The organism is Sphaerisporangium fuscum (assembly GCF_018531465.1).
Taxonomy (GTDB): domain Bacteria; phylum Actinomycetota; class Actinomycetes; order Streptosporangiales; family Streptosporangiaceae; genus Sphaerisporangium; species Sphaerisporangium fuscum.
This window is the reverse complement of record NZ_JAHDTF010000023.1, coordinates 172,893-190,721: the sequence shown is the minus strand read 5'-3', so window position 1 is coordinate 190,721 and position 17,829 is coordinate 172,893. Positions and strand designations below refer to the sequence as shown.

Below are 17,829 nucleotides of genomic sequence, written 5' to 3'. Positions count from 1 at the left end.
AGGACCACGATGACCGCGACGCCCCCCGAAGCCCTCACCTCTGACCCTGCGGCACCGCAGGTCGCACAGTCGCTGGCAGAGATCCATACCAAGGGCGCGGGCCTATTCTCCCGGGCACTGGTCATGGTCAACGGAAACCTCTCCTTCGACGAGACACACAGCTACAAGACTCCGATAGCGGGAGCGCGTTCCGGGGGGACGACGCGCTACTCCCTGACGGAGACCAAAGACGCCGGCCGGGGCTTCCAGGGACGCGTCGACAAGGCGCAGGCGCGCATGTCCAAGCAGGACAGCGAGGTCGCCGTTCTGCAGGAAGCCTGGGACTGGATCGAGGGGCTTCATTCCTCGTTCCCTCCTGGCTCCCACATCCGGGTCGTGGTGGTCGGCAACATCGGGCCGTGCACCGGATGCAAGGCCCGTCTGGAGCTGTTCCGGCAGGACCTCATCGACGCGTTCGGATCCGGGCGGGTGATCGTGGAAAGCGTCTACGACACCAGCCAGATGTTCATCACGAAGAACTACGAAGAGAAGTACGAGGACTACGAGACCGGGACCACGAGCACGGTCTCGACGACCTACGGATACGAGGGCGCGACGCTGGAGGCCTACCGGCCGCCCGGTGCTTCACAGAGCTTGTCGTACTGGCTGTACCAGGTGGGGTAGGCGGTCCCTGGGTAGTACGGCGGCGCCGGTTTCACCGTACGGCGTTCCCGCCGCCCCGGCGCCGGGTGAGGGGGCGCCTGACCGGAGGGATGTGACTGGCGGGGGTAGGGCCGTGGCGGGGCGGGAGGTGACTGGTGAGAGCCTGCCGGGGCGAGGAGGCGGTCAGGCGGGGGTGGCGTTCATCGGGCCGGTCGGGGTGAGGTCGCCGAAGGAGCCGCCCACCGCGTAGGTGACAAGGGTGGTCAGGACCTCCTTCACCGAGTCGCGGCGGCGGACGTCGCAGAGCACGATCGGGGCGACGCCGTCCAGGCCGAGGGCCCGGCGGATCTTCACCGGGTCGTGGCGCCGGGCGCCGTCGAAGCAGTTGACCGCGACCACGAACGGGAGCCCGCGCTGCTCGAAGTAGTCGACGGCCGGGAAGCAGTCCTCCAGGCGCCGGGTGTCGGCGAGGACGACGGCGCCCAGGGCCCCGAGGGCGAGTTCGTCCCACATGAACCAGAACCGGTCCTGGCCGGGCGTGCCGAACAGGTAGAGCCACAGGCCTTCCCGGATGGTGATCCGGCCGAAGTCCAGCGCCACCGTCGTGGTGATCTTGGCTTCGACGCCCGAGGTGTCGTCCACGCCGACGCCCTGCTCGCTCAGCAGTTCCTCGGTGTGCAGCGGGCGGATCTCGCTGATCGTCCCCACCATCGTCGTCTTGCCGACCCCGAAGCCGCCCGCGATGAGGATCTTGATGGCCATCGCCGGGGTGGCTGCGTCTCCCGGCTTAGAGGCTGCGTAGCCCATGCAGCACTTCCCTGTAGATGCGTTCGTCGATCGCCTGTACGGCAGGCTGTGGTCGGTCGATGGTCACCAGGCCGTCACGCCGGAGGTCGCCGAGGATCACGCGGGTGATGTTGAGCGGCAGCCTCAGTTGCGCCGCGACGTCCGCGACCGGGGTGGGCCTGCGGCAGATCGAGAGCACGGCGAGGTACTCCGGCATCATCTCCGCCGGTTCGGTGGTGATGTCGACGGTCGTGACGATGGCCACCAGGTCGAAGGTCTCGCCCGATGGGCGCGCACGGCCGCCGGTCAGGCCGAAGAGCCTGACCAGCGGCCCGGGATCCTCTCCCGTCACGATCTGGCACCGTTCCAGGCGGGCGCCGGAGCCGCGCCCCTCGGCAGCGCGGACAGGTGTTCGCCGACGCGCTTGACCATCAGCGCCATCTCGTAGGTGACCATCCCGAGTTCGGCGTCGCCGGACGCGAGCACGGCCAGCCGCGCGCCCTGTCCGGCGGCGGTGACGAACAGGAAGCCTTCCTCCATCTCGATGATGGTCTGCCGTACGCCCCCGAGGCCGAAATGTCGTCCCGCCCCCATGGCGAGACTGTGGCTGCCGGCGGAGATGGCCGACAGGTGCTCGGCGTCCTCGCGGGTCAGCTCCCTGGAGCCGCCCATGGCGAGCCCGTCGGCGGACAGCACGATGGCGTGACGGATTCCGGGGACGCGCTGGGTCAGGTCGTCCAGCAGCCAGCTCAACTCAGGTCTGGGGTCGGCCATGGGCACGGCCCTCCTTTCGGGTTCCGCGGGTTGTGTTCCTGTGGGGACGGCGTCCCGGGCGGTCGGCCTACGCCTGCCCGGGCGGGGCGCCGTCCTGTCCTGCCTGGTCGCGGCCCTGCTGCCAGCCCCGCTGCATGGACGACATGAGCGAGAGGAGCTCCTCCGGCGACCGGGTGGACACCTCGCGCCGCTCTTCGGGACGGGTACGGCGCAGCTGGGGCGCCAGGCTGGCCTGTCGTACGCGCATGGGGAGGCCGTCCAGGTCGTCGTCCTCGGCGCTGGGCACCGACAGGGCCGGGCGCGGCGACGGGGGCGCCGGGGGCTCGGGGGGCGACGGACGGCGCTCGGCCAGGAACCACTCGGACGGCGGTTCGGCGCCGTCACCGTCGTGGCCGAGCCCGTTGCCGTCGGCATCGGAGGGCAGGTTCCAGAGGTCGGACACGGTGGCGGCCCCCGGCTGCGGCGCGGCGCCGAGCGGCCGTACCGCCGGAGCCGTGACCGCCGGACGCCCGGCCTGCGGAGCGCCGTCGGCGGCCGGGGTCCCGGACGACGGGGTGGCGATCAGGCTCGGCGGCAGGAGCACGATGGCGGTGGTGCCGTCGTAGGGGGAGCGGCGCAGCACCACCTTGATGCCGTGCCGGCCGGCGAGCCTGGCCACGACGAACAGGCCGAGCCGGTCGCTGTCGACCAGGTCGAACTCCGGCGGGTCGGCGAGTTTGGCGTTGAGCTCGTCGAGGGTGCTCTGGCTCATGCCGAGACCCCGGTCCTCCACCTCCAGGGCGAATCCGTTGGCCGCGGTCACGCTCCGGACGTGGACGACGGTGTCGGGCGGCGAGAAGAGGGTGGCGTTCTCCACCAGCTCGGCGATCAGGTGGACCACGTCGGCGACCGCCGAGCCCACCAGAAGCGGGGCGTGCGGCATGGGCGGCACGACGACCCGGGTGTAGTCCTCGACCTCCAGCACGGCGCTGCGGACCACGTCGAAGATCGACACCGGGTCACGCCAGCGGCGGGCGGGGGTCGCGTCCGAAAGGATGACCAGGTTCTCCGCGTGCCGCCGCATGCGGGTGGTCAGGTGGTCGAGCCGGAAGAGGTCCTCCAGGATGTCCGGTTCCTCGACGCGGCGTTCCATCGTGTCCAGGAGGGTGAGCTGCCGCTGGAGCAGCGCCTGGTTGCGCCAGGAGAGGTTGAGGAAGACCTGGCCGACGCCCTTGCGGAGCGTCGCCTGGCTGACCGCGGCCTCCACGGCGGTGCGCTGGACGGCGGAGAACGCGTGCACGACGTCGTCGACCTCGGCCGTACCCGCGGACTCCAGGGCGGGGGCCTCGGTCGCCGGGTCCACGTCGTCGCCCCTGCGCAGCCGCTCGACCAGCCGTGGCAGCCGTTCCTCGGCCAGCTGCGCGGCCGACGTGCGCAGCCGCTTCAGCTCGTCGATCAGGGAGGCGCCGAACCGGTAGGAGAGCAGGATCGACAGGACGACCGCGAGCAGGCCGAGGCCCAGGTACAGGCCGATCCGCCAGTACTCCGCGACCTTTGCCGCCTGCCGCTCGACGAGGCTGTGGGCCAGTTCCGTCTGGGTGTCCCGGTTGATCCTGCCCAGGATGGCCTCGGCGTCGCTCTTCCACGTGGACGACTCGACCGGGGGAGCGCCATGGGTGTCCCACCCGAAGAGCCTGTCCTCCACCTGGAGCAGCCGGACGTAGGGGCCGCTCTTCGCCAGGTCCTGGTACCGCGCGCGCAGGTCGGTGTCCATGTCGCGCTCGGCGTTGGCGACCGCGAGCCTGCGGGCGGTCATCGCGGCGACGAACGTGGCGCGGTCGACGGGGGTCATCTTCTTGCGCACGATGGTGCTGGTGAGCACGGCGTGCTCCCTGGCGAGGTACTCGCCGCTGGAGGTGTAGAAGGTCAGGCCGCGCGATCCTCGGTAGGACGACACGTCGCTCAGCACGTCACCCTCGGTGAACTGGGCGCTGGCGGCGGAGATCAGGTCGTCGTAGGCGTTGATGACCTTCAGGCGCGGGGCGAGCCGGCCGCTGTCGGCGGACTCGCGGAGTTTCGCCAGCCCGTCCAGGGCTCCCACCAGAGCCTTGATGTCGTCCGGAGTGTCGGCGGTCACGCCCTGGGGGGTGATCGATCGGATCACCTGGCGTACGCGGTCGGCCTTGCCGTCGGTGGCACGCCGCTGGTCGGCCAGCGGCCTGTCGGCGCCGGTGCCCTCGGGAGCCTCGGCGGAGAGCTGGCGTTCCTGCTGCAACTCACCGATCAGCTCCGCCACCGGCACACCGATGGCCTGCCAGCGACTCTGCGTCTGCGAGATCGTCACGATCTCCTGGATGCTGCCGTAGGCGATGACCCCCCACATGGCGATCATGGAGATCAGCGGGAGCAGGAGGATTCTCAGGAGCCTCGAGCGGATCGGTTGGGGGGTGCTCATCCATCATGTCCAAGTGTGCGGCTGCCGGCGCGCCAGAAGGCAGCCATGGACAGAGCCGCTCTCCCAAGGCTCATCCACGGCCGGTGCGCCGATGATTTGGACAACTATGCCGATTGGTGCGGAAGTGCTTCAAGGTGCGCAATGAGAAGATTGAATATCAATGTTCCCAGCGAGGGCGTGACGGACGTTCACCGGCCGTCCACGCGCGGAACGAGGCCGGGCCCCGTCGGGGGTCCCGGCCTCGTTCCGTTTCGGAGGCGGTCAGACGATCTCGCGGCCGCTGGCGGTGGTCTCCGGGACGGATTCCTTGACGTCCCAGTGCTCCTGGATGAGGCCGCCGGAGATGCGGAAGATGTCCACGACGGCGGTGCCGCGGTCGTCCGGCCCGGCCGTGAACAGGTTGTGCGTGACGACCAGGTCTCCCTCGGCGACGACCCGCCGGATCTCGAAGCGGCCGTCGGGGACCTGCTGTTTGAAGCCCTCGACGAAGCCGACCAGGGCGGAGCGGCCGTCGGGGAGGCCGGGGTTGTGCTGGACGAGGTCGTCGGCGACGTACTTGCCGGCCAGGTCGGTGCGGCCCTGGTTCCAGACGAGCTCGATGTATTCGCTGACAAGCCGGGTGTTGGTCATCGTGTTGTCCGTTCCTTTTCTAGCGGGTGGGGAGGGGGGTGGTGGCGCGCCGCGCCGACACGGCGTGGGTGACGCCCGCGACGGCGAGGACGGCCAGGGAGAACGCCGGCAGCCAGGTCGCGCCGACGGCCGGGAGGAGCGTGCTGCCGAGCAGGCTGCCGAGGCTCATGCCCAGGTAGAGCGCGGAGGCGTTGAGCGCGAGGATCAGCGCGCGGTGTTCGGGCAGCAGCGTGACCAGGCGTCCCTGCTGCGGGGCGTGGTAGAGGGTGTTGGCGAACCCCCACAGGGCGAGCAGCACGAGGATCACCACGGTGGTGGCGGGGGCGACGAGCAGGGCGGCCCAGGCCACCGCGAGCCCGGCCAGGCCGGTGGCGACGGTTCTGGCCGGGCCGAGCCGCTGGGCGATGCGGGGCGCGGCGGTGTTGCCCACGATTCCGGCGATGCCGTTGGCCAGCAGCGCGGCGGAGACCAGGGCGGCCGAGGCGTCGAACCGCTGGGCGAGGTACGCCCCGGCCAGGCCGTAGACGACGAACTGCGCGGCCATCATCAGCAGGGTGGTGCCGACGGTCGCGAAGGCGCCGGGCGTGGCGAGCACCTCGCGGTAGGCGGCGAGCGACGGGTGCTCGGCGGCCGGGAGGGCCGGGACCAGCAGCAGGACGAGCACGAGGGCGAGGCCCGCGAGGACGGCGCCGCCGAGCAGGGCGGGTCGCCAGCCGAAGGCGTCACCGAGGAGGGTGGACAGCGGGACGCCGAGGACGGTGGCCGCCGTCATGCCGCCGAAGACGGTGGCGAGCGCCTGCTGCCGGCGTTCCGGCGGGACGATCAGGGACCCGGCCGCGGAGGCGGCGGGACCGAAGACGGCCGCTCCGAGGGCGGCGATCACGCGGCCGGCCACGAGCACGGCGTAGCCGGAGGCGGTGGCGCACAGGGCCGCGCCGGCCGTGAGCAGGACCAGGCCGACGATCAGTGTCCGCTTGCGGCTCATGCGGTTGAGCGCGGCCGGGGCCAGAGGGGCGACGACCGCGAAGGTCAGCGCGAAGACGGTCACCAGCAGGCCGACCTGTCCGGGGGCCACCCGGAGGTCGGTGCCGATCGGGGTGATCAGCCCGACGACGCTCAGGGAGACGGTGCCCAGGGTGAAGTAGCCGAGGGCCAGGGTGAGCAGTGCGGGTGTGGATGTGCGGGGGGACACGGGGCTCCGTTCGAAGCTTTCCTATTCCAATACGAGACGGTGCGTAAGTCATTCAAATACGGGACGGTGCGTATGTCAAACCGGGTAGCATGAGCCCATGTCAGCCGGACGACCCCGTGACCCCGCCGTCGACGACGCGATACGCCGGGCGGCCCTCGCCCTCACCGCCGAGGCCGGCTATGCCGGCCTGAGCATGGAAGGCATCGCCGCCCGGGCGGGGGTGGCCAAGCAGACGATCTACCGCCGTTACCGCAGCAAGGGCGAGGCCGTGCTGGACGCGTTGTCGGCCACCGCCGCCGTCGACCTGCCCGCGCCCGACATCGGCAGCCTGCGCGGCGACATCGAGGCCCTGCTCCGTGACAGCTTCCGTGCCCTGCGGGGCGTGTCGGGCGTGGTCAACCGCGCGCTGATGACCGAGGCGCTGCAGGACGAGAAGTTCGCCGAGTTGTTCAGGCGGCGCCACATCGACGTACGGCGCGACGTGGTGCGTCACATCGTCGCCAGGGCGCGGGGCCGGGGCGAGGTCGCCGCCGGTGTCGACGAGGAGTTTCTCATCGACCTCGCCTTCGGGCCGATGTGGTACCGGCTGCTCGTCGGCCACGGCCCCCTGGACGACGCCTACGCCGCCGAGGTGGCCGCGGCCCTGGCGCTGGTGGCGTCGGGCGGCTGACCGCCGGGGCGGCTCGTCGGAGTTCCGTCGCGTTCGGGGGCGCCGCCCGCGCCGCCGCGCTCCCGTCAGGCGGCGGCGCCCAACGGGAGACGCCGGCCGTCAGGCGCGGCGGGAACGCAACGCCTTGAGCACCGTGACGCCGTCGTCGGCCAGCAGGTCCTGATACTCCTTCGACTCCATGGGACACAGGGCGACGCGGCCCTTGTCGTCGAAGGCGAGCCCCCAGCCGTACTTCTTCGGCAGTGGCGAGGCGCGCAGGCACGCCTGCGACCTGCCGAAGAACTCGTCGCGGAGCCGGGCGATCTCCTGCTCGGAGAGGCCGGGGAGGTCCTGGCGCCGGAGCCAGGTCTCGAACAGGACGTCTTCCTGCGTGTGGACGTACGGCTCGCCGGCCAGCAGCTCGTACTGGACGGTCGCGATGGTCTGCTTGGCGCCGCGAGCCTCGGGGACGACGCTCTCGGTCACCGGGCAGTCGTCGGCCACGGCGATCAGGGTGCGGTAGTAGTTCAGATCCATCGGGTGAACTCCTGTCGACTTCCGCCGGCCTGCAGCCTACCCGCCCGATCGGCACCGGGTGGCGTGGGTAGGGAGAGGAGAGACACGCCTGACAGGGGGAGGGCGGATGCTGGGGCTGCCTGGCGGGATCCGGGGATGCCTGTTCGACATGGACGGCGTGCTGACCCGTACCGCCGCCGTGCACGCCGCCGCCTGGAAGGAGACGTTCGACGCCTTCCTGCGCGAACGGGCCGCGCGCGAGGGGACCCCTTTCGTGCCGTTCGACGCCACGGGCGACTACGAACGGTACGTCGACGGCAAGAAGCGGCTCGACGGCACCAGGAGCTTCTTGGCCTCGCGCGGCATCACCCTGCCGGAGGGGACGGCGGACGACCCGCCGGACGCGCCCACGGTGTACGGGCTGAGCAACCGCAAGAACACCCTGGCGCAGGCGATCATGGACAGGGACGGTGTGGAGGTCTTCCCCGACGCGGTCCGGTACGTGGAGGCGTGCCGCGACGCGGGGCTGCGGCGGGCGGTGGTCTCCTCCAGCGCGAACACCGCGCGCGTGCTCGCCGCCGCCGGCATCGAGGGGTTGTTCGAGGCGCGTGTCGACGGCATCGTCGCCCAGCGGCAGGGGCTCGCCGGCAAACCGGCGCCCGACATGTACCTGGCGGGGGCGCGGGCCCTCGGGCTGGAGCCGGAGCGCGCGGCGGTGTTCGAGGACGCCCAGGCGGGAGTCGCCGCCGGCCGGGCCGGAGGGTTCGGCCACGTGGTCGGCGTGGACCGCGTCGGAGGCGACCAGGAGCGGGCCCTGCGCGAGCACGGCGCCGACGTCGTGGTCGGCGACCTCATCGAGCTGCTGGACGACCGGTGAGCCGCATCTTCGCGAGTCTGGAGCAGCGGGAATGATCAAACATCCGGCCTTCACCGTGGAGCCGTGGGCGGTGCGCGAGCGCAGCCTCCACCTGGACGTGCTGGCGCAGACCGAGTCGGTGTTCGCCCTGTCCAACGGCCACATCGGCCTGCGCGGCAACCTTGACGAGGGCGAGCCGTACGGGATGCCGGGCACCTACCTCAACTCGGTGTACGAACTGCGGCCCCTGCCGTACGCCGAGGCGGGCTACGGCTACCCCGAGTCCGGGCAGACCGTCGTCAACGTGACCAACGGCAAGCTGATCCGGCTGCTGGTGGACGACGAGCCGTTCGACGTCCGGTACGGCACGCTGCACGAGCACGAGCGCGTCCTCGACCTGCGGGCCGGCACCCTGACCCGCCGCGCGCACTGGAGCTCCCCCACCCGGGGAGAGGTACGGGTGACCTCGACGCGGCTGGTGTCGTTCACGCACCGGGCGGTGGCGGCCGTCGAGTACGTCGTCGAGGCCCTCGAACGCGCCCGCGGCGTGGTGCTGCAGTCGGAGCTGGTCGCTAACGAGACCGTGGAGTACACCGGCGGCGACCCGCGGGCGGCGGCGGTGCTGGAGGCGCCGCTGGTCCTGGAGGAGAACATGCCCGCCAAGGACGGCGTGGCGATCATGGTGCATCGCACCCGGGCCAGCAACCTGCGGGTCGCCGCCGCGATGTGCCACGACGTCGAAGGGCCCGAGGGCCTGCGGGTCGAGGCGCAGGGCAGCGGCGACGTGAGCCGGGTGACGGTCGTGAGCAGGCTGGAACCGGGGCAGCGGCTGCGGCTGGTGAAGTTCTTCGCCTACGGCTGGTCGGGCAAGCGGTCCCGGCCGGCCATGCACGACCAGGTCGTCGCGGCGCTGGCCGCGGCCAAGCTGGTCGGGTGGGACGGGCTGCGCGCCGACCAGCGGGCCTTCCTCGACGAGTTCTGGGAGGGCGCCGACGTCGAGGTGGAGGGCGACCCCGAGGTGCAGCAGGCCGTCCGGTTCGGGCTGTTCCACCTGGTACAGGCCTCCGCGCGCCTGGAGAACCGGCCGATCGCGGCCAAGGGGCTGACCGGCTCTGGCTACGACGGCCACGCCTTCTGGGACACCGAGACCTTCGTGCTGCCGGTGCTCACCTACACCCACCCGCACGCCGCCGCCGACGCGCTGTCGTGGCGCAGGTCGATCCTGCCGAAGGCACGGGCGCGCGCCGCCCAGCTCAACCTGCGCGGGGCGGCGTTCCCCTGGCGGACGATCAACGGCGAGGAGTGCTCCAGCTACTGGCCGGCCGGCACGGCGGCGTTCCACATCAACGCCGACATCGCCTACGCCGTCGTCCGGTACATCGACGCGACCGAGGACACCGAGTTCGAGCGCGACGTCGGCCTGCCGCTGCTGGTGGAGACGGCCCGGCTGTGGCGGGCGCTCGGCCACCACGACGTCGAGGGGAAGTACCGCATCGACGGTGTGACCGGCCCCGACGAGTACACCGCCGTGGCCGACGACAACGTCTACACCAACCTTATGGCCCAGCAGAACCTCCGCGTGGCGGCCGAGACCGCGATCCGCCACTTCGAGGGGGCACGGCAGCTCGGGGTCACCCTGGAGGAGACCGCCTCCTGGCGCGGCAGCGCCGCCACCATGTACATCCCCTACGACGAGCATCGGCGCGTGCACTGCCAGAGCGAAGGCTTCACCGGGCACGCGATGTGGGACTTCGCCGCCACCAAGCCCGAGCAGTACCCTCTGCTGCTCCACTTCCCGTACTTCGACCTCTACCGAAAGCAGGTCGTCAAGCAGGCCGACCTGGTGCTCGCGATGCACCTGCGCGGCGACGCCTTCACACCCGAGGAGAAGCTGCGCAACTTCGCCTACTACGAGGAGCTGACCGTCCGCGACTCCTCACTGTCGGCCTGCAGCCAGGCGGTGCTCGCGGCCGAGGTCGGGCAGCTGGCGCTCGCGTACGCCTACCTCGGCGAGGCGGCGCTGATGGACCTGGACGACCTGGAGAGGAACACCGTCGACGGGGTGCACCTGGCCGCGCTGGCGGGTGCGTGGATCGCCCTGGTGGCCGGGTTCGGCGGCATGCGCGCCCCCGGCGCACGGCTGTGCTTCGCTCCCAAGCTGCCCGCGGGCATCCCGCGCCTGACCTTCCGGCTGCGTTACCGCCACCGCCTGCTGCGGGTCGGGATCACCCCGGGGGAGACGACGTACCGGCTGCTGTCGGGATCGCCGATCACGCTGTCCCACCACGGAGAGGAGTTCGACCTCGGGGAGCAGCCGGTGACGCGGCCGAACCCGGAGGTGCCGTTGCCCGAGATCACGATCCGCCAGCCGCCCGGCCGCGAGCCGGTCGGCCGCCGTCCCGCCTGAGCACCGAGACCCAAGGGGTGTCAGGCGCCGGGAGGACGGTAGTCGACCTCCTGCTTGGCCGCCTCGTCGATCTCCTCCGGTGTCAGCAGGACCACGGTCTTCGTGCGTGCTCCCCCGGCGGCCGACACCGTGAGGCCGAACGCCGCCGAGGCGGGATTGCTGGGCAGGTCGGCCAGGATGTAGAGGTCGTTGTCGCCGAAGGCGTAGTACATCTGCTCGACCCGGCCTCCGAGGCTCCGCGCCATGCGGTCCACGACCTGGCGCCGCGCGGTGCCCCCTTCTTTGGCGAGTCCCTTCAGCCCCTCGGTGGTGTAGTTGACCTGGATCAGGTATCTGGGCATGGAGCCACCCGTTCTCGGTGCCACCGTCCCCCAGGGGAACGGCCGTGGACGCGGTCGCCAGTCCACGTTCTCGGCTTCGGGTGACGGTAACCTCACCGGCCGTACCGGCTTTCCCCAGAACGGGGGGACGCCGGGTCAGGGTGCGGGGCCAGGTGGACGACCTTGGTGTGGGTCATCTCGTCGAGAAGCTCGGGGCCGTAGCCGAACCCGTGCCCGCTGGCGCGCAGGGGCTGGGCCGCGCCGCCCGGGGCGCCGCCGAACATCGCGTTGATTTTGACGGTGCCGACGGGCAGCTCCCGCCAGGCGCGCTGGGCGTTGGTCATCGACGGGGTGAGGACCGTCGCGGCCAGCCCGTACCGCGAGGCGGTGGCCAGCCGGAGCGCCTCGTCGAAGGAATCGACGACGCGGACCGCCGCCACCGGGCCGAACGTCTCCTCGCGCATGATCTCCATGTCGTCGGTGCAGCCCGACAGCACGGTCGCCGGGTAGAACGCCCCAGGGCCGTCCGGCACCCGCCCTCCGGTCAGCACCCGCCCGCCCGCCTCGACGGCGCGGCGGACGTGCCGGTCGACGAGGTCGCGCTGCGCGCGGTCGACGAGCGGGCCGAGCGTGGTGTCCTCGTGCAGGCCGGGTCCCATGCGCAGCTCCTCGGCCCGCTGCACCAGCGCGGCGAGGAACGGCTCGGCGACGTCCTTGTGCACGTAGATCCGCTCCGCTGAGGTGCAGATCTGGCCGGCGTTGGCGAAACAGCCGGTGGCGGCCTGCCCGGCGGCCCACTTGGCCTCCACGCCGGCGTCGACGATGAGGGCGTCCTTGCCGCCGTTCTCCAGCAGCGTCGCCGCCCCCGTCCGCGCGGCGGCCTGGGCGATGGCCCGGCCGGTCGCGGTGGAGCCGACGTGAGCGATCAGGTCGACGTCCGGGTGTGCGGCGAGGGGCTCACCGGCCCGCGCGTCGCCCGGCACCATCGTCAGGACGCCCGGCGGCAGCTCGTCGGCCATCAGTTCGGCGAGCAGCGCCCCGGTGTGCGGGGTGCGCTCGGACGGCTTGTGCACGACGGTGTTGCCGGTCACGACCGCCGCGCCGATGAGCCCGCAGGCGATCGCCACCGGGTCGTTCCACGGCGTGATCACCGCGACGACACCGCGCGGCTCGTACACCATCAGGTCCGTGGCGTGCCAGTGGCCCTGCAGGCTCCGGCCCCGGTGCAGCGGGCCCAGCTCGGCGTACTGCCGCAGCGTGCCGACCCCGGCCTCCACGCCGCCGCGCGCGTCGCCGATGGGCTTGCCCATCTCCCGTGTCACCAGCCCGGCGAGGTCCTCGGCGCGGGCCGCGACCCGGTCGGCGATCTTGTGCAGCCGGGCCGCCCGGTCGGCGGGCGCCGTCCGGGCCCAGCCCGGCTGGGCGCGGCGCGCGGAGGAGACGGCGCGTTCGACGTCCCGGCCGCACCCGGCGGGCACCTCGCCCAGCGGCTCGCCCGTCGCCGGGTCGGTGACCATACGGCTCTGTCCGCCGGCGCTCGCCGTCCACTCGCCGTCGGCCAGCACCCAGCGATCGATGTCCCGCACCGTTACCCCCTTCTCGAACGGCGGCCACTCACCGGGCCCGCGCCCCTGCCGCCGCTCCGCGGAGCGAGCCTTACCCGGTGAACGGGCGGCCAGTCTCCCCGCTGAACCTTTCCCTCGCGCCGGACGTCTGAGGGGTATGCCAAACGATGGACGGGGCGGACTGCTCCGGCGGGAGTTCCTCGCGATGGCGCTGCTCGCGGCCGCGGCGACGGCCTGCGGCGGAGAGGGGGACACCCAGGTGCTCACCGCCGCGGGAGTCGACCGCGAGGTGCCCAAGGACGATCTCGTCCCCGCGCTCGTACGCGGACTTACCGTCTTCGGCCACGCCCTGTACCAGGTCGCGGCCAAGCCCGCCGAGAACACCGTGATGTCGCCGCTGAGCATCGCCTACGCGTTCGGCATGGCGAGGGCGGGAGCGGTCGGCGCGACCGGGGCCGCGCTGGACAGGACCTTCGGCTTCCCCGCCGAGGGGCCGCACACCGCCTTCAACGCGCTCAGCCGGAAGATCGTGACCGTGGACGGGCCGCCGCCGCCCCCCGAGCGCGGCGCCACGAGGGACGCGCAGGACAGCGAACCGGCCGCCCCGATCGTCGGCATCGCCAACGGGCTGTTCGCGCAGGAGGGCCTGCCCGTCAAGGAGCCCTTCCTGCGGACGCTGGCCTCGCAGTACGGGGCGGGTGTGCGCACGCTCGACTTCCGCAAGGACCCCGCCGGGATCATCAACGCCTGGGCCGACGAGCAGACGGCGGGCCGGGTGAAGAAGGTGTTCGACCGGCTGGACCCGGACATCAAGCTGGTCATCGCCAACGCGATCTACATGAAGGCCGACTGGCGGTACCACTTCGCCGAGGGCGCTTCGGAGCAGAACGCCGCGTTCACCCGCGCCGACGGCTCCACTGTCCGGACCAAGCTCATGCGCCAGACCGAGAGCCTGAGGTACGCCGAGGGCTCCGGCTGGCAGGCGGTCGAGCTGCCGTACGCGAAGAGCGACCTGGCGATGCTGGTGCTGCTGCCCCGGCCGGGCGCCTCGCCCGCGGACCTGCTGGCTCCGGCCACGCTGCAGAAGGTGGTCGCCGGGCTGAAGCCGCAGACGGTCAGCCTCGCCCTGCCGCCCTGGGACTTCGGCACCTCCCTGGACCTGGAGGCGTCGCTGCGGAAGCTGGGGCTGGGCGCGATGTTCGACGGGGGCGACTTCTCCGGCATCGCCGACAGGATGACGCTCGGCCAGGCGGTCCACCGGGCCAACATCTCGGTGGACGAATGGGGCACCGAGGCGGCGGCCGTGACCGCCCTCGGCTTCGCGGCCGCCGGCCACGCCGGCCGGATCATCGACGTGCGGGCCGACCGCCCCTTCGCCTTCGCGATCGTCCACAGCCCCACCGCGGCCCCCCTCTTCGTCGGCCACGTGGCCGACCCGGCGGCCTCCGGCTGACGCCGGCTCAGGATCCGATGGAGCGGAGGGTGAGGTCGGTGACGATCAGATCGGCCCGGGAACGGGTGGTGGCGATGAGGTCGGCGTTGCGCTGGTCGGTGCCCATCACCCAGCGGACCGCCGCCTCGTGGGCCTTTCCGAAGCGCTCGTGCCGGGCGACCAGGCGGCGCACCCGCTCACCGGGGTCGAGGTCGCAGTACCAGACCTCGTCGAGCAGGGGCCGCACCCGCGCCCAGTCGCCCTCGCCGAGCAGCAGGTAGTTGCCCTCGGTCACGACGAGCCGGGCCGGTGGCGGCACGGGGATGCTCCCGGCGATCGGCTGCTCGATGTCGCGCTCGAACGCGGGCGCGTAGACCGTCTCGCCGGTGTCGTCGCGCAGGCGGCGCAGCAGGGCGGCGTACCCGGCGGCGTCGAAGGTGTCGGGGGCGCCCTTGCGGTCACGCCGCCCGAGGCGGTCGAGCTCGACGTCGGCGAGGTGGAAGCCGTCCATCGGCACGTGGGCCACCCACTCGCCCGCCTGCTGCCCGGCCGGAGGGGACGGCGCGAGGACGGCGACCAGGTGCTCGGCCAGCGTGCTCTTGCCCGCGCCGGGGCCGCCGGTGATGCCGAGAACGGCACGGCGGCCGTCCCGGACCAGTGAGCGCGCCCGCGCCGCGAGGTCGTGCAGGGCCGTCATGACTCTTCCGGGGCGAAGAGGCGCAGGCGGTGGGCGGTGGCGGCGGCCTCGCCGCGGGAGGCCACGCCGAGCTTGGCGAGGATGTTGGAGACGTGCACGCTGACCGTCTTGGCCGAGATGAACAGCTCGGCCGCGATCTCGCGGTTGCTGCGGCCCGCCGCCACCAGGCGGAGCACCTCGTGTTCGCGGGCCGTGAGCCCGAGCCGCTCCTCTTCGGCCTGGGACGCCGGCGGCTCGTCGCCGAGCGGGATGCGCGCCCGCCTGGCCAGGGAGTCGATTTCGGCGGTGAGCGGCTCGGCGCGTAGCTCCCCGGCGAGGCGCGCCGCCCGCGACAGGCGTGCCGCGGCCTCCTCGCGCTCGCCGGCCGTGACGGCCGCCTCGGCGGCGCCCAGCAGTGTGCCGGCCTCGGCGTACGGCTGGCGCAGCGCGGCCCAGGCGGCCGTGGCCTTGTCCCACGCGAGGCGGTCGGAGGCCCCGGAGAGCCGGGCGGCCTGGGCGGCGAAGGTGAGGCTGTAGGCCTCTTGCAGGGCTCCCCGGATCTCCATGCGCGAGGCCAGCTCGCGAAGCTCCGCCAGCGGCGGCTCCGGGACCTCGAGGGCCGTGACCAGGACCGGCCAGGCGTAACGAGGGCTGTCGAGCAGGTCCTGCTCGGCGAGAGCCCGCTCGATCAGCGCGGACGCCTCCTCGCCGCGGCCACGCGCCGTGAGCAGCTTGATCTCCCGGAGCAGGTGCGGCAGCACGCTCTGGTCGCGGTAGACGCCGCGGACGAGCACGTCGGACGAGGCGCGGAACAGGGACTCCGCCCGGTCGAGGTCGCCGCGGGCCAGCGCGATGTCGGTGGCGAACCCCAGCAGGCTCATGCGATAGGGCGGCGGCGGCAGGACTTCGAGGGCGCGGTCGATGACCTGCAGGGCTTCGTCCCAGCGGCCGAGCGAGACGAGCGGCTCGGTGAGGTTGATCGCCAGGAACGCCCCGGACGTGCGGGCCACGCCGTACGCCTCGGCGTCGGCGATGCCCCTGCGGGCGACCGTGGCGGCCTCCTCGTGCAGCCCGGCTCCCTCGAGCGAGTCGGACTCGGAGATGGCGACGCGCATGAGGGCGCTGTAGGAGTTGGCGCGAGCGGCGATCTCGCGTACCTCGGCGTAGTCGGCGAGCCGGTTCTCGGTCTGGGAGGTGTGAGCCTTGGCCCAGGTCAGCGAGATCGACGCTTGCGCCTCGGTCTCGAGGTCGCCGACCTCGCGCGCGATGCGGATGGCCTCCAGCGCGAGACTTTCCCGCTCGGCCCAGTTGCCGGAACCGTGCAGCACGCGGGAGAGGTTCTCGAGGACCTGGGCGCGCAGCGACGTCGGCGGGTCGGCCGGGACGAGCCGCGCGGCGGTGCGCAGGTCGTCGACGTACCCTGCCCGGCCGAGGTCGTACCTGACCAGGCCGCGCTGCCTGAGCACCTTGGCCGCCCGGACCGGGTCGGTTTGGGGGTCGATCGCGCGCAGGGCGGCCTTCGCCAGTGACAGCCCGCGCTCGAACTCTCCGGCCAGATGCGCCACCGTGATGCACTGGCGCAGGACCTCGACGTGGTCGGTGCCGATGCGCTCGGCGGCGTCGGGGACGTTCTCCCACAGCTCCAGCACCCGGTGGAGCATGCGCAGCTGCTCGTCGTAGGCCAGGGACCTGCGCGCGGCGGCGGCGGCGCGCCAGGCGCTGCTCAGGGCCGACGGCGCGTCGTGGGCGGCGTACCAGTGGTGGGCCAGCTCGATGGCGCCGCGAGTGGCGGGGAGGATGGACGGATCGCGCTCGAGGGTCTCGGCGAAACGGGTGTGCAGGCGGGTGCGCTCGCCCGGCAGCAGGTCGTCGTGGACGGCCTCGCGGATCAGGGCGTGCCGGAAGGCGTATCCCTCGCCGTCGACGACCAGGACGTTGCCCGCCACGGCGGGGCGCAGCGCCCGTGACAGGGCGGCGTCGTCGAGACCGGTGACGGCGGCGAGCAGGGCGTGCTCGATGTGGGCGCCGCCGGCGCTGGCGACCCGCAGGAGCTCCTGGGTGTCGTCGGGCAGGCGTTCGACGCTGGCGAGCAGCAGATCGCGCAGGGAGTCGGGCAGGGCCTCGCCCTCGCCGCCGTTGAGCAGCGCCTCGACGAACAGCGGGTTGCCCTCGCTGCGGGCGTAGATGAGGTCGACGTCGAGCGCGGTGGGCTCCCTGTCGAGGATGCTCGCGGCCTGCTCGACGACCTCGCGCCGTGTCAGCCTGCGCAGTTCGAGCCGGGCCACCCAGTCGATGCGGCTGAGCTCGGCGAGCAGCGGCCGCAGGGGATGGGTGCGGTGGAGCTCGTCGGAGCGGTAGGTCACCAGGGTGAGCAGGCGGGTGTCGGGGCGCTGGTAGCGGATGAGGAACGACAGCAGGTCGCGGGTGGAGCGGTCGGCCCAGTGGGCGTCCTCGATCACGAGGATGGTGGGGCCGAGCACGGCCAGGCGCTCCAGCAGGCCGAGGACCTGCTCGAACAGGCGGGCGCGGGCCTCGGCGCCGTCGTCGTCGGGCTCGCCGAACTCCGGGAGCAGCCGGGCGAGCCCTCGGGTGCGCCCCCCGGGCAGCAGCGCGGCGATGCCGTCGTGACCCATCTCACGCATCAGGCTGCGCAGCACGGCGGTGAAGGGGGCGAAGGGGAGGCCTTCGGTGCCGAGCTCGAGACAGCCGCCCACCAGGACGCGGGCGCCGGTCGCCTGCCGGGTGAACTCGCGGATGAGGCGCGTCTTGCCCACCCCGGCCTCACCTCCGGCGAACACGGTGGCGGCGGAACCGGCGCGCGCCCGGGCCAGCGCGTCGCGCAGCACTCCGAGCTCACGCGCACGCCCGACGAACTGGGGGCTCACCGTATGGGCCATCACGCCCACCAGGATGCCATCCGGGACCGTCATTTCTGTAGGGCCGATATGGA

At 72.5% G+C, this 17,829-nt stretch carries 16 protein-coding genes; 5 read left to right on the top strand and 11 right to left on the bottom strand.

Features of this window, described 5'->3' with window-relative positions; all coding sequences use genetic code 11:
- Positions 1-9 precede the first annotated feature (9 nt).
- Entirely contained in the window at positions 10-663 is a 654-nt protein-coding gene (locus KIK05_RS28610; RefSeq protein WP_214413955.1) for a hypothetical protein, read from the top strand.
- Between the two features lie 162 nt (positions 664-825).
- Here the strand turns inward: KIK05_RS28610 and KIK05_RS28605 are convergent, their stop codons facing one another.
- The 6 genes from KIK05_RS28605 to KIK05_RS28580 form a co-directional block, all read right to left on the bottom strand.
- Entirely contained in the window at positions 826-1,449 is a 624-nt protein-coding gene (locus KIK05_RS28605) for a GTP-binding protein (protein ID WP_214413954.1), read from the bottom strand.
- Positions 1,430-1,780, bottom strand: coding sequence for a DUF742 domain-containing protein (locus tag KIK05_RS28600; RefSeq protein WP_214413953.1), 351 nt, complete (start codon positions 1,778-1,780; stop codon positions 1,430-1,432). The genes KIK05_RS28605 and KIK05_RS28600 overlap by 20 nt, the downstream gene beginning before the upstream one ends.
- Positions 1,777-2,202 carry a roadblock/LC7 domain-containing protein gene (locus tag KIK05_RS28595; RefSeq protein ID WP_214413952.1) on the bottom strand — a complete coding sequence of 142 codons (426 nt, stop codon included), beginning with the start codon at positions 2,200-2,202 and terminating at the stop codon, positions 1,777-1,779. Before KIK05_RS28595 ends, KIK05_RS28600 begins: the two co-directional genes overlap by 4 nt.
- 67 nt (positions 2,203-2,269) lie before the next feature.
- Positions 2,270-4,636 (bottom strand): sensor histidine kinase, encoded by a 2,367-nt coding sequence (locus KIK05_RS28590; RefSeq protein ID WP_214413951.1) that lies wholly within the window; start codon positions 4,634-4,636, stop codon positions 2,270-2,272.
- Positions 4,637-4,897: 261 nt separating this feature from the next.
- The gene (locus tag KIK05_RS28585; protein ID WP_214413950.1) at positions 4,898-5,266 is read right to left on the bottom strand and encodes a nuclear transport factor 2 family protein; all 369 of its coding nucleotides are present in this window, start codon (positions 5,264-5,266) and stop codon (positions 4,898-4,900) included.
- Between the two features lie 19 nt (positions 5,267-5,285).
- A complete protein-coding gene (locus KIK05_RS28580) occupies positions 5,286-6,458 on the bottom strand; it encodes an MFS transporter (protein WP_214413949.1) in 1,173 nt (390 codons plus the stop codon).
- 97 nt (positions 6,459-6,555) lie between these two features.
- On the opposite strand from KIK05_RS28580, the gene KIK05_RS28575 reads away from it, so the two are divergent.
- Positions 6,556-7,128 (top strand): TetR/AcrR family transcriptional regulator, encoded by a 573-nt coding sequence (locus KIK05_RS28575; protein ID WP_214413948.1) that lies wholly within the window; start codon positions 6,556-6,558, stop codon positions 7,126-7,128.
- Between the two features lie 99 nt (positions 7,129-7,227).
- Here the strand turns inward: KIK05_RS28575 and KIK05_RS28570 are convergent, their stop codons facing one another.
- Positions 7,228-7,644, bottom strand: coding sequence for a DUF6157 family protein (locus tag KIK05_RS28570; RefSeq protein ID WP_214413947.1), 417 nt, complete (start codon positions 7,642-7,644; stop codon positions 7,228-7,230).
- A gap of 106 nt (positions 7,645-7,750) precedes the next feature.
- On the opposite strand from KIK05_RS28570, the gene KIK05_RS28565 reads away from it, so the two are divergent.
- Positions 7,751-8,500 (top strand): beta-phosphoglucomutase family hydrolase, encoded by a 750-nt coding sequence (locus KIK05_RS28565; RefSeq protein WP_214413946.1) that lies wholly within the window; start codon positions 7,751-7,753, stop codon positions 8,498-8,500.
- A 31-nt stretch (positions 8,501-8,531) separates the two neighbouring features.
- Positions 8,532-10,886, top strand: coding sequence for a glycoside hydrolase family 65 protein (locus tag KIK05_RS28560; RefSeq protein ID WP_214413945.1), 2,355 nt, complete (start codon positions 8,532-8,534; stop codon positions 10,884-10,886).
- Positions 10,887-10,906: 20 nt separating this feature from the next.
- Here the strand turns inward: KIK05_RS28560 and KIK05_RS28555 are convergent, their stop codons facing one another.
- Together KIK05_RS28555 and KIK05_RS28550 are read right to left on the bottom strand one after the other, a co-directional pair.
- Entirely contained in the window at positions 10,907-11,227 is a 321-nt protein-coding gene (locus KIK05_RS28555; protein ID WP_214413944.1) for a GYD domain-containing protein, read from the bottom strand.
- Between the two features lie 92 nt (positions 11,228-11,319).
- Positions 11,320-12,792 carry an aldehyde dehydrogenase family protein gene (locus tag KIK05_RS28550; protein WP_214413943.1) on the bottom strand — a complete coding sequence of 491 codons (1,473 nt, stop codon included), beginning with the start codon at positions 12,790-12,792 and terminating at the stop codon, positions 11,320-11,322.
- 136 nt (positions 12,793-12,928) lie between these two features.
- On the opposite strand from KIK05_RS28550, the gene KIK05_RS28545 reads away from it, so the two are divergent.
- Positions 12,929-14,224 carry a serpin family protein gene (locus KIK05_RS28545; RefSeq protein WP_214413942.1) on the top strand — a complete coding sequence of 432 codons (1,296 nt, stop codon included), beginning with the start codon at positions 12,929-12,931 and terminating at the stop codon, positions 14,222-14,224.
- 7 nt (positions 14,225-14,231) lie between these two features.
- Here KIK05_RS28545 and KIK05_RS28540 read toward each other — a convergent pair whose 3' ends face one another.
- Complete coding sequence (locus tag KIK05_RS28540; protein ID WP_214413941.1) at positions 14,232-14,900, bottom strand: nucleoside/nucleotide kinase family protein; 669 nt, start codon at positions 14,898-14,900, stop codon at positions 14,232-14,234.
- The gene (locus KIK05_RS48330; RefSeq protein WP_284681453.1) at positions 14,897-17,809 is read right to left on the bottom strand and encodes a helix-turn-helix transcriptional regulator; all 2,913 of its coding nucleotides are present in this window, start codon (positions 17,807-17,809) and stop codon (positions 14,897-14,899) included. The genes KIK05_RS28540 and KIK05_RS48330 overlap by 4 nt, the downstream gene beginning before the upstream one ends.
- Between the last annotated feature and the right edge of the window lie 20 nt (positions 17,810-17,829).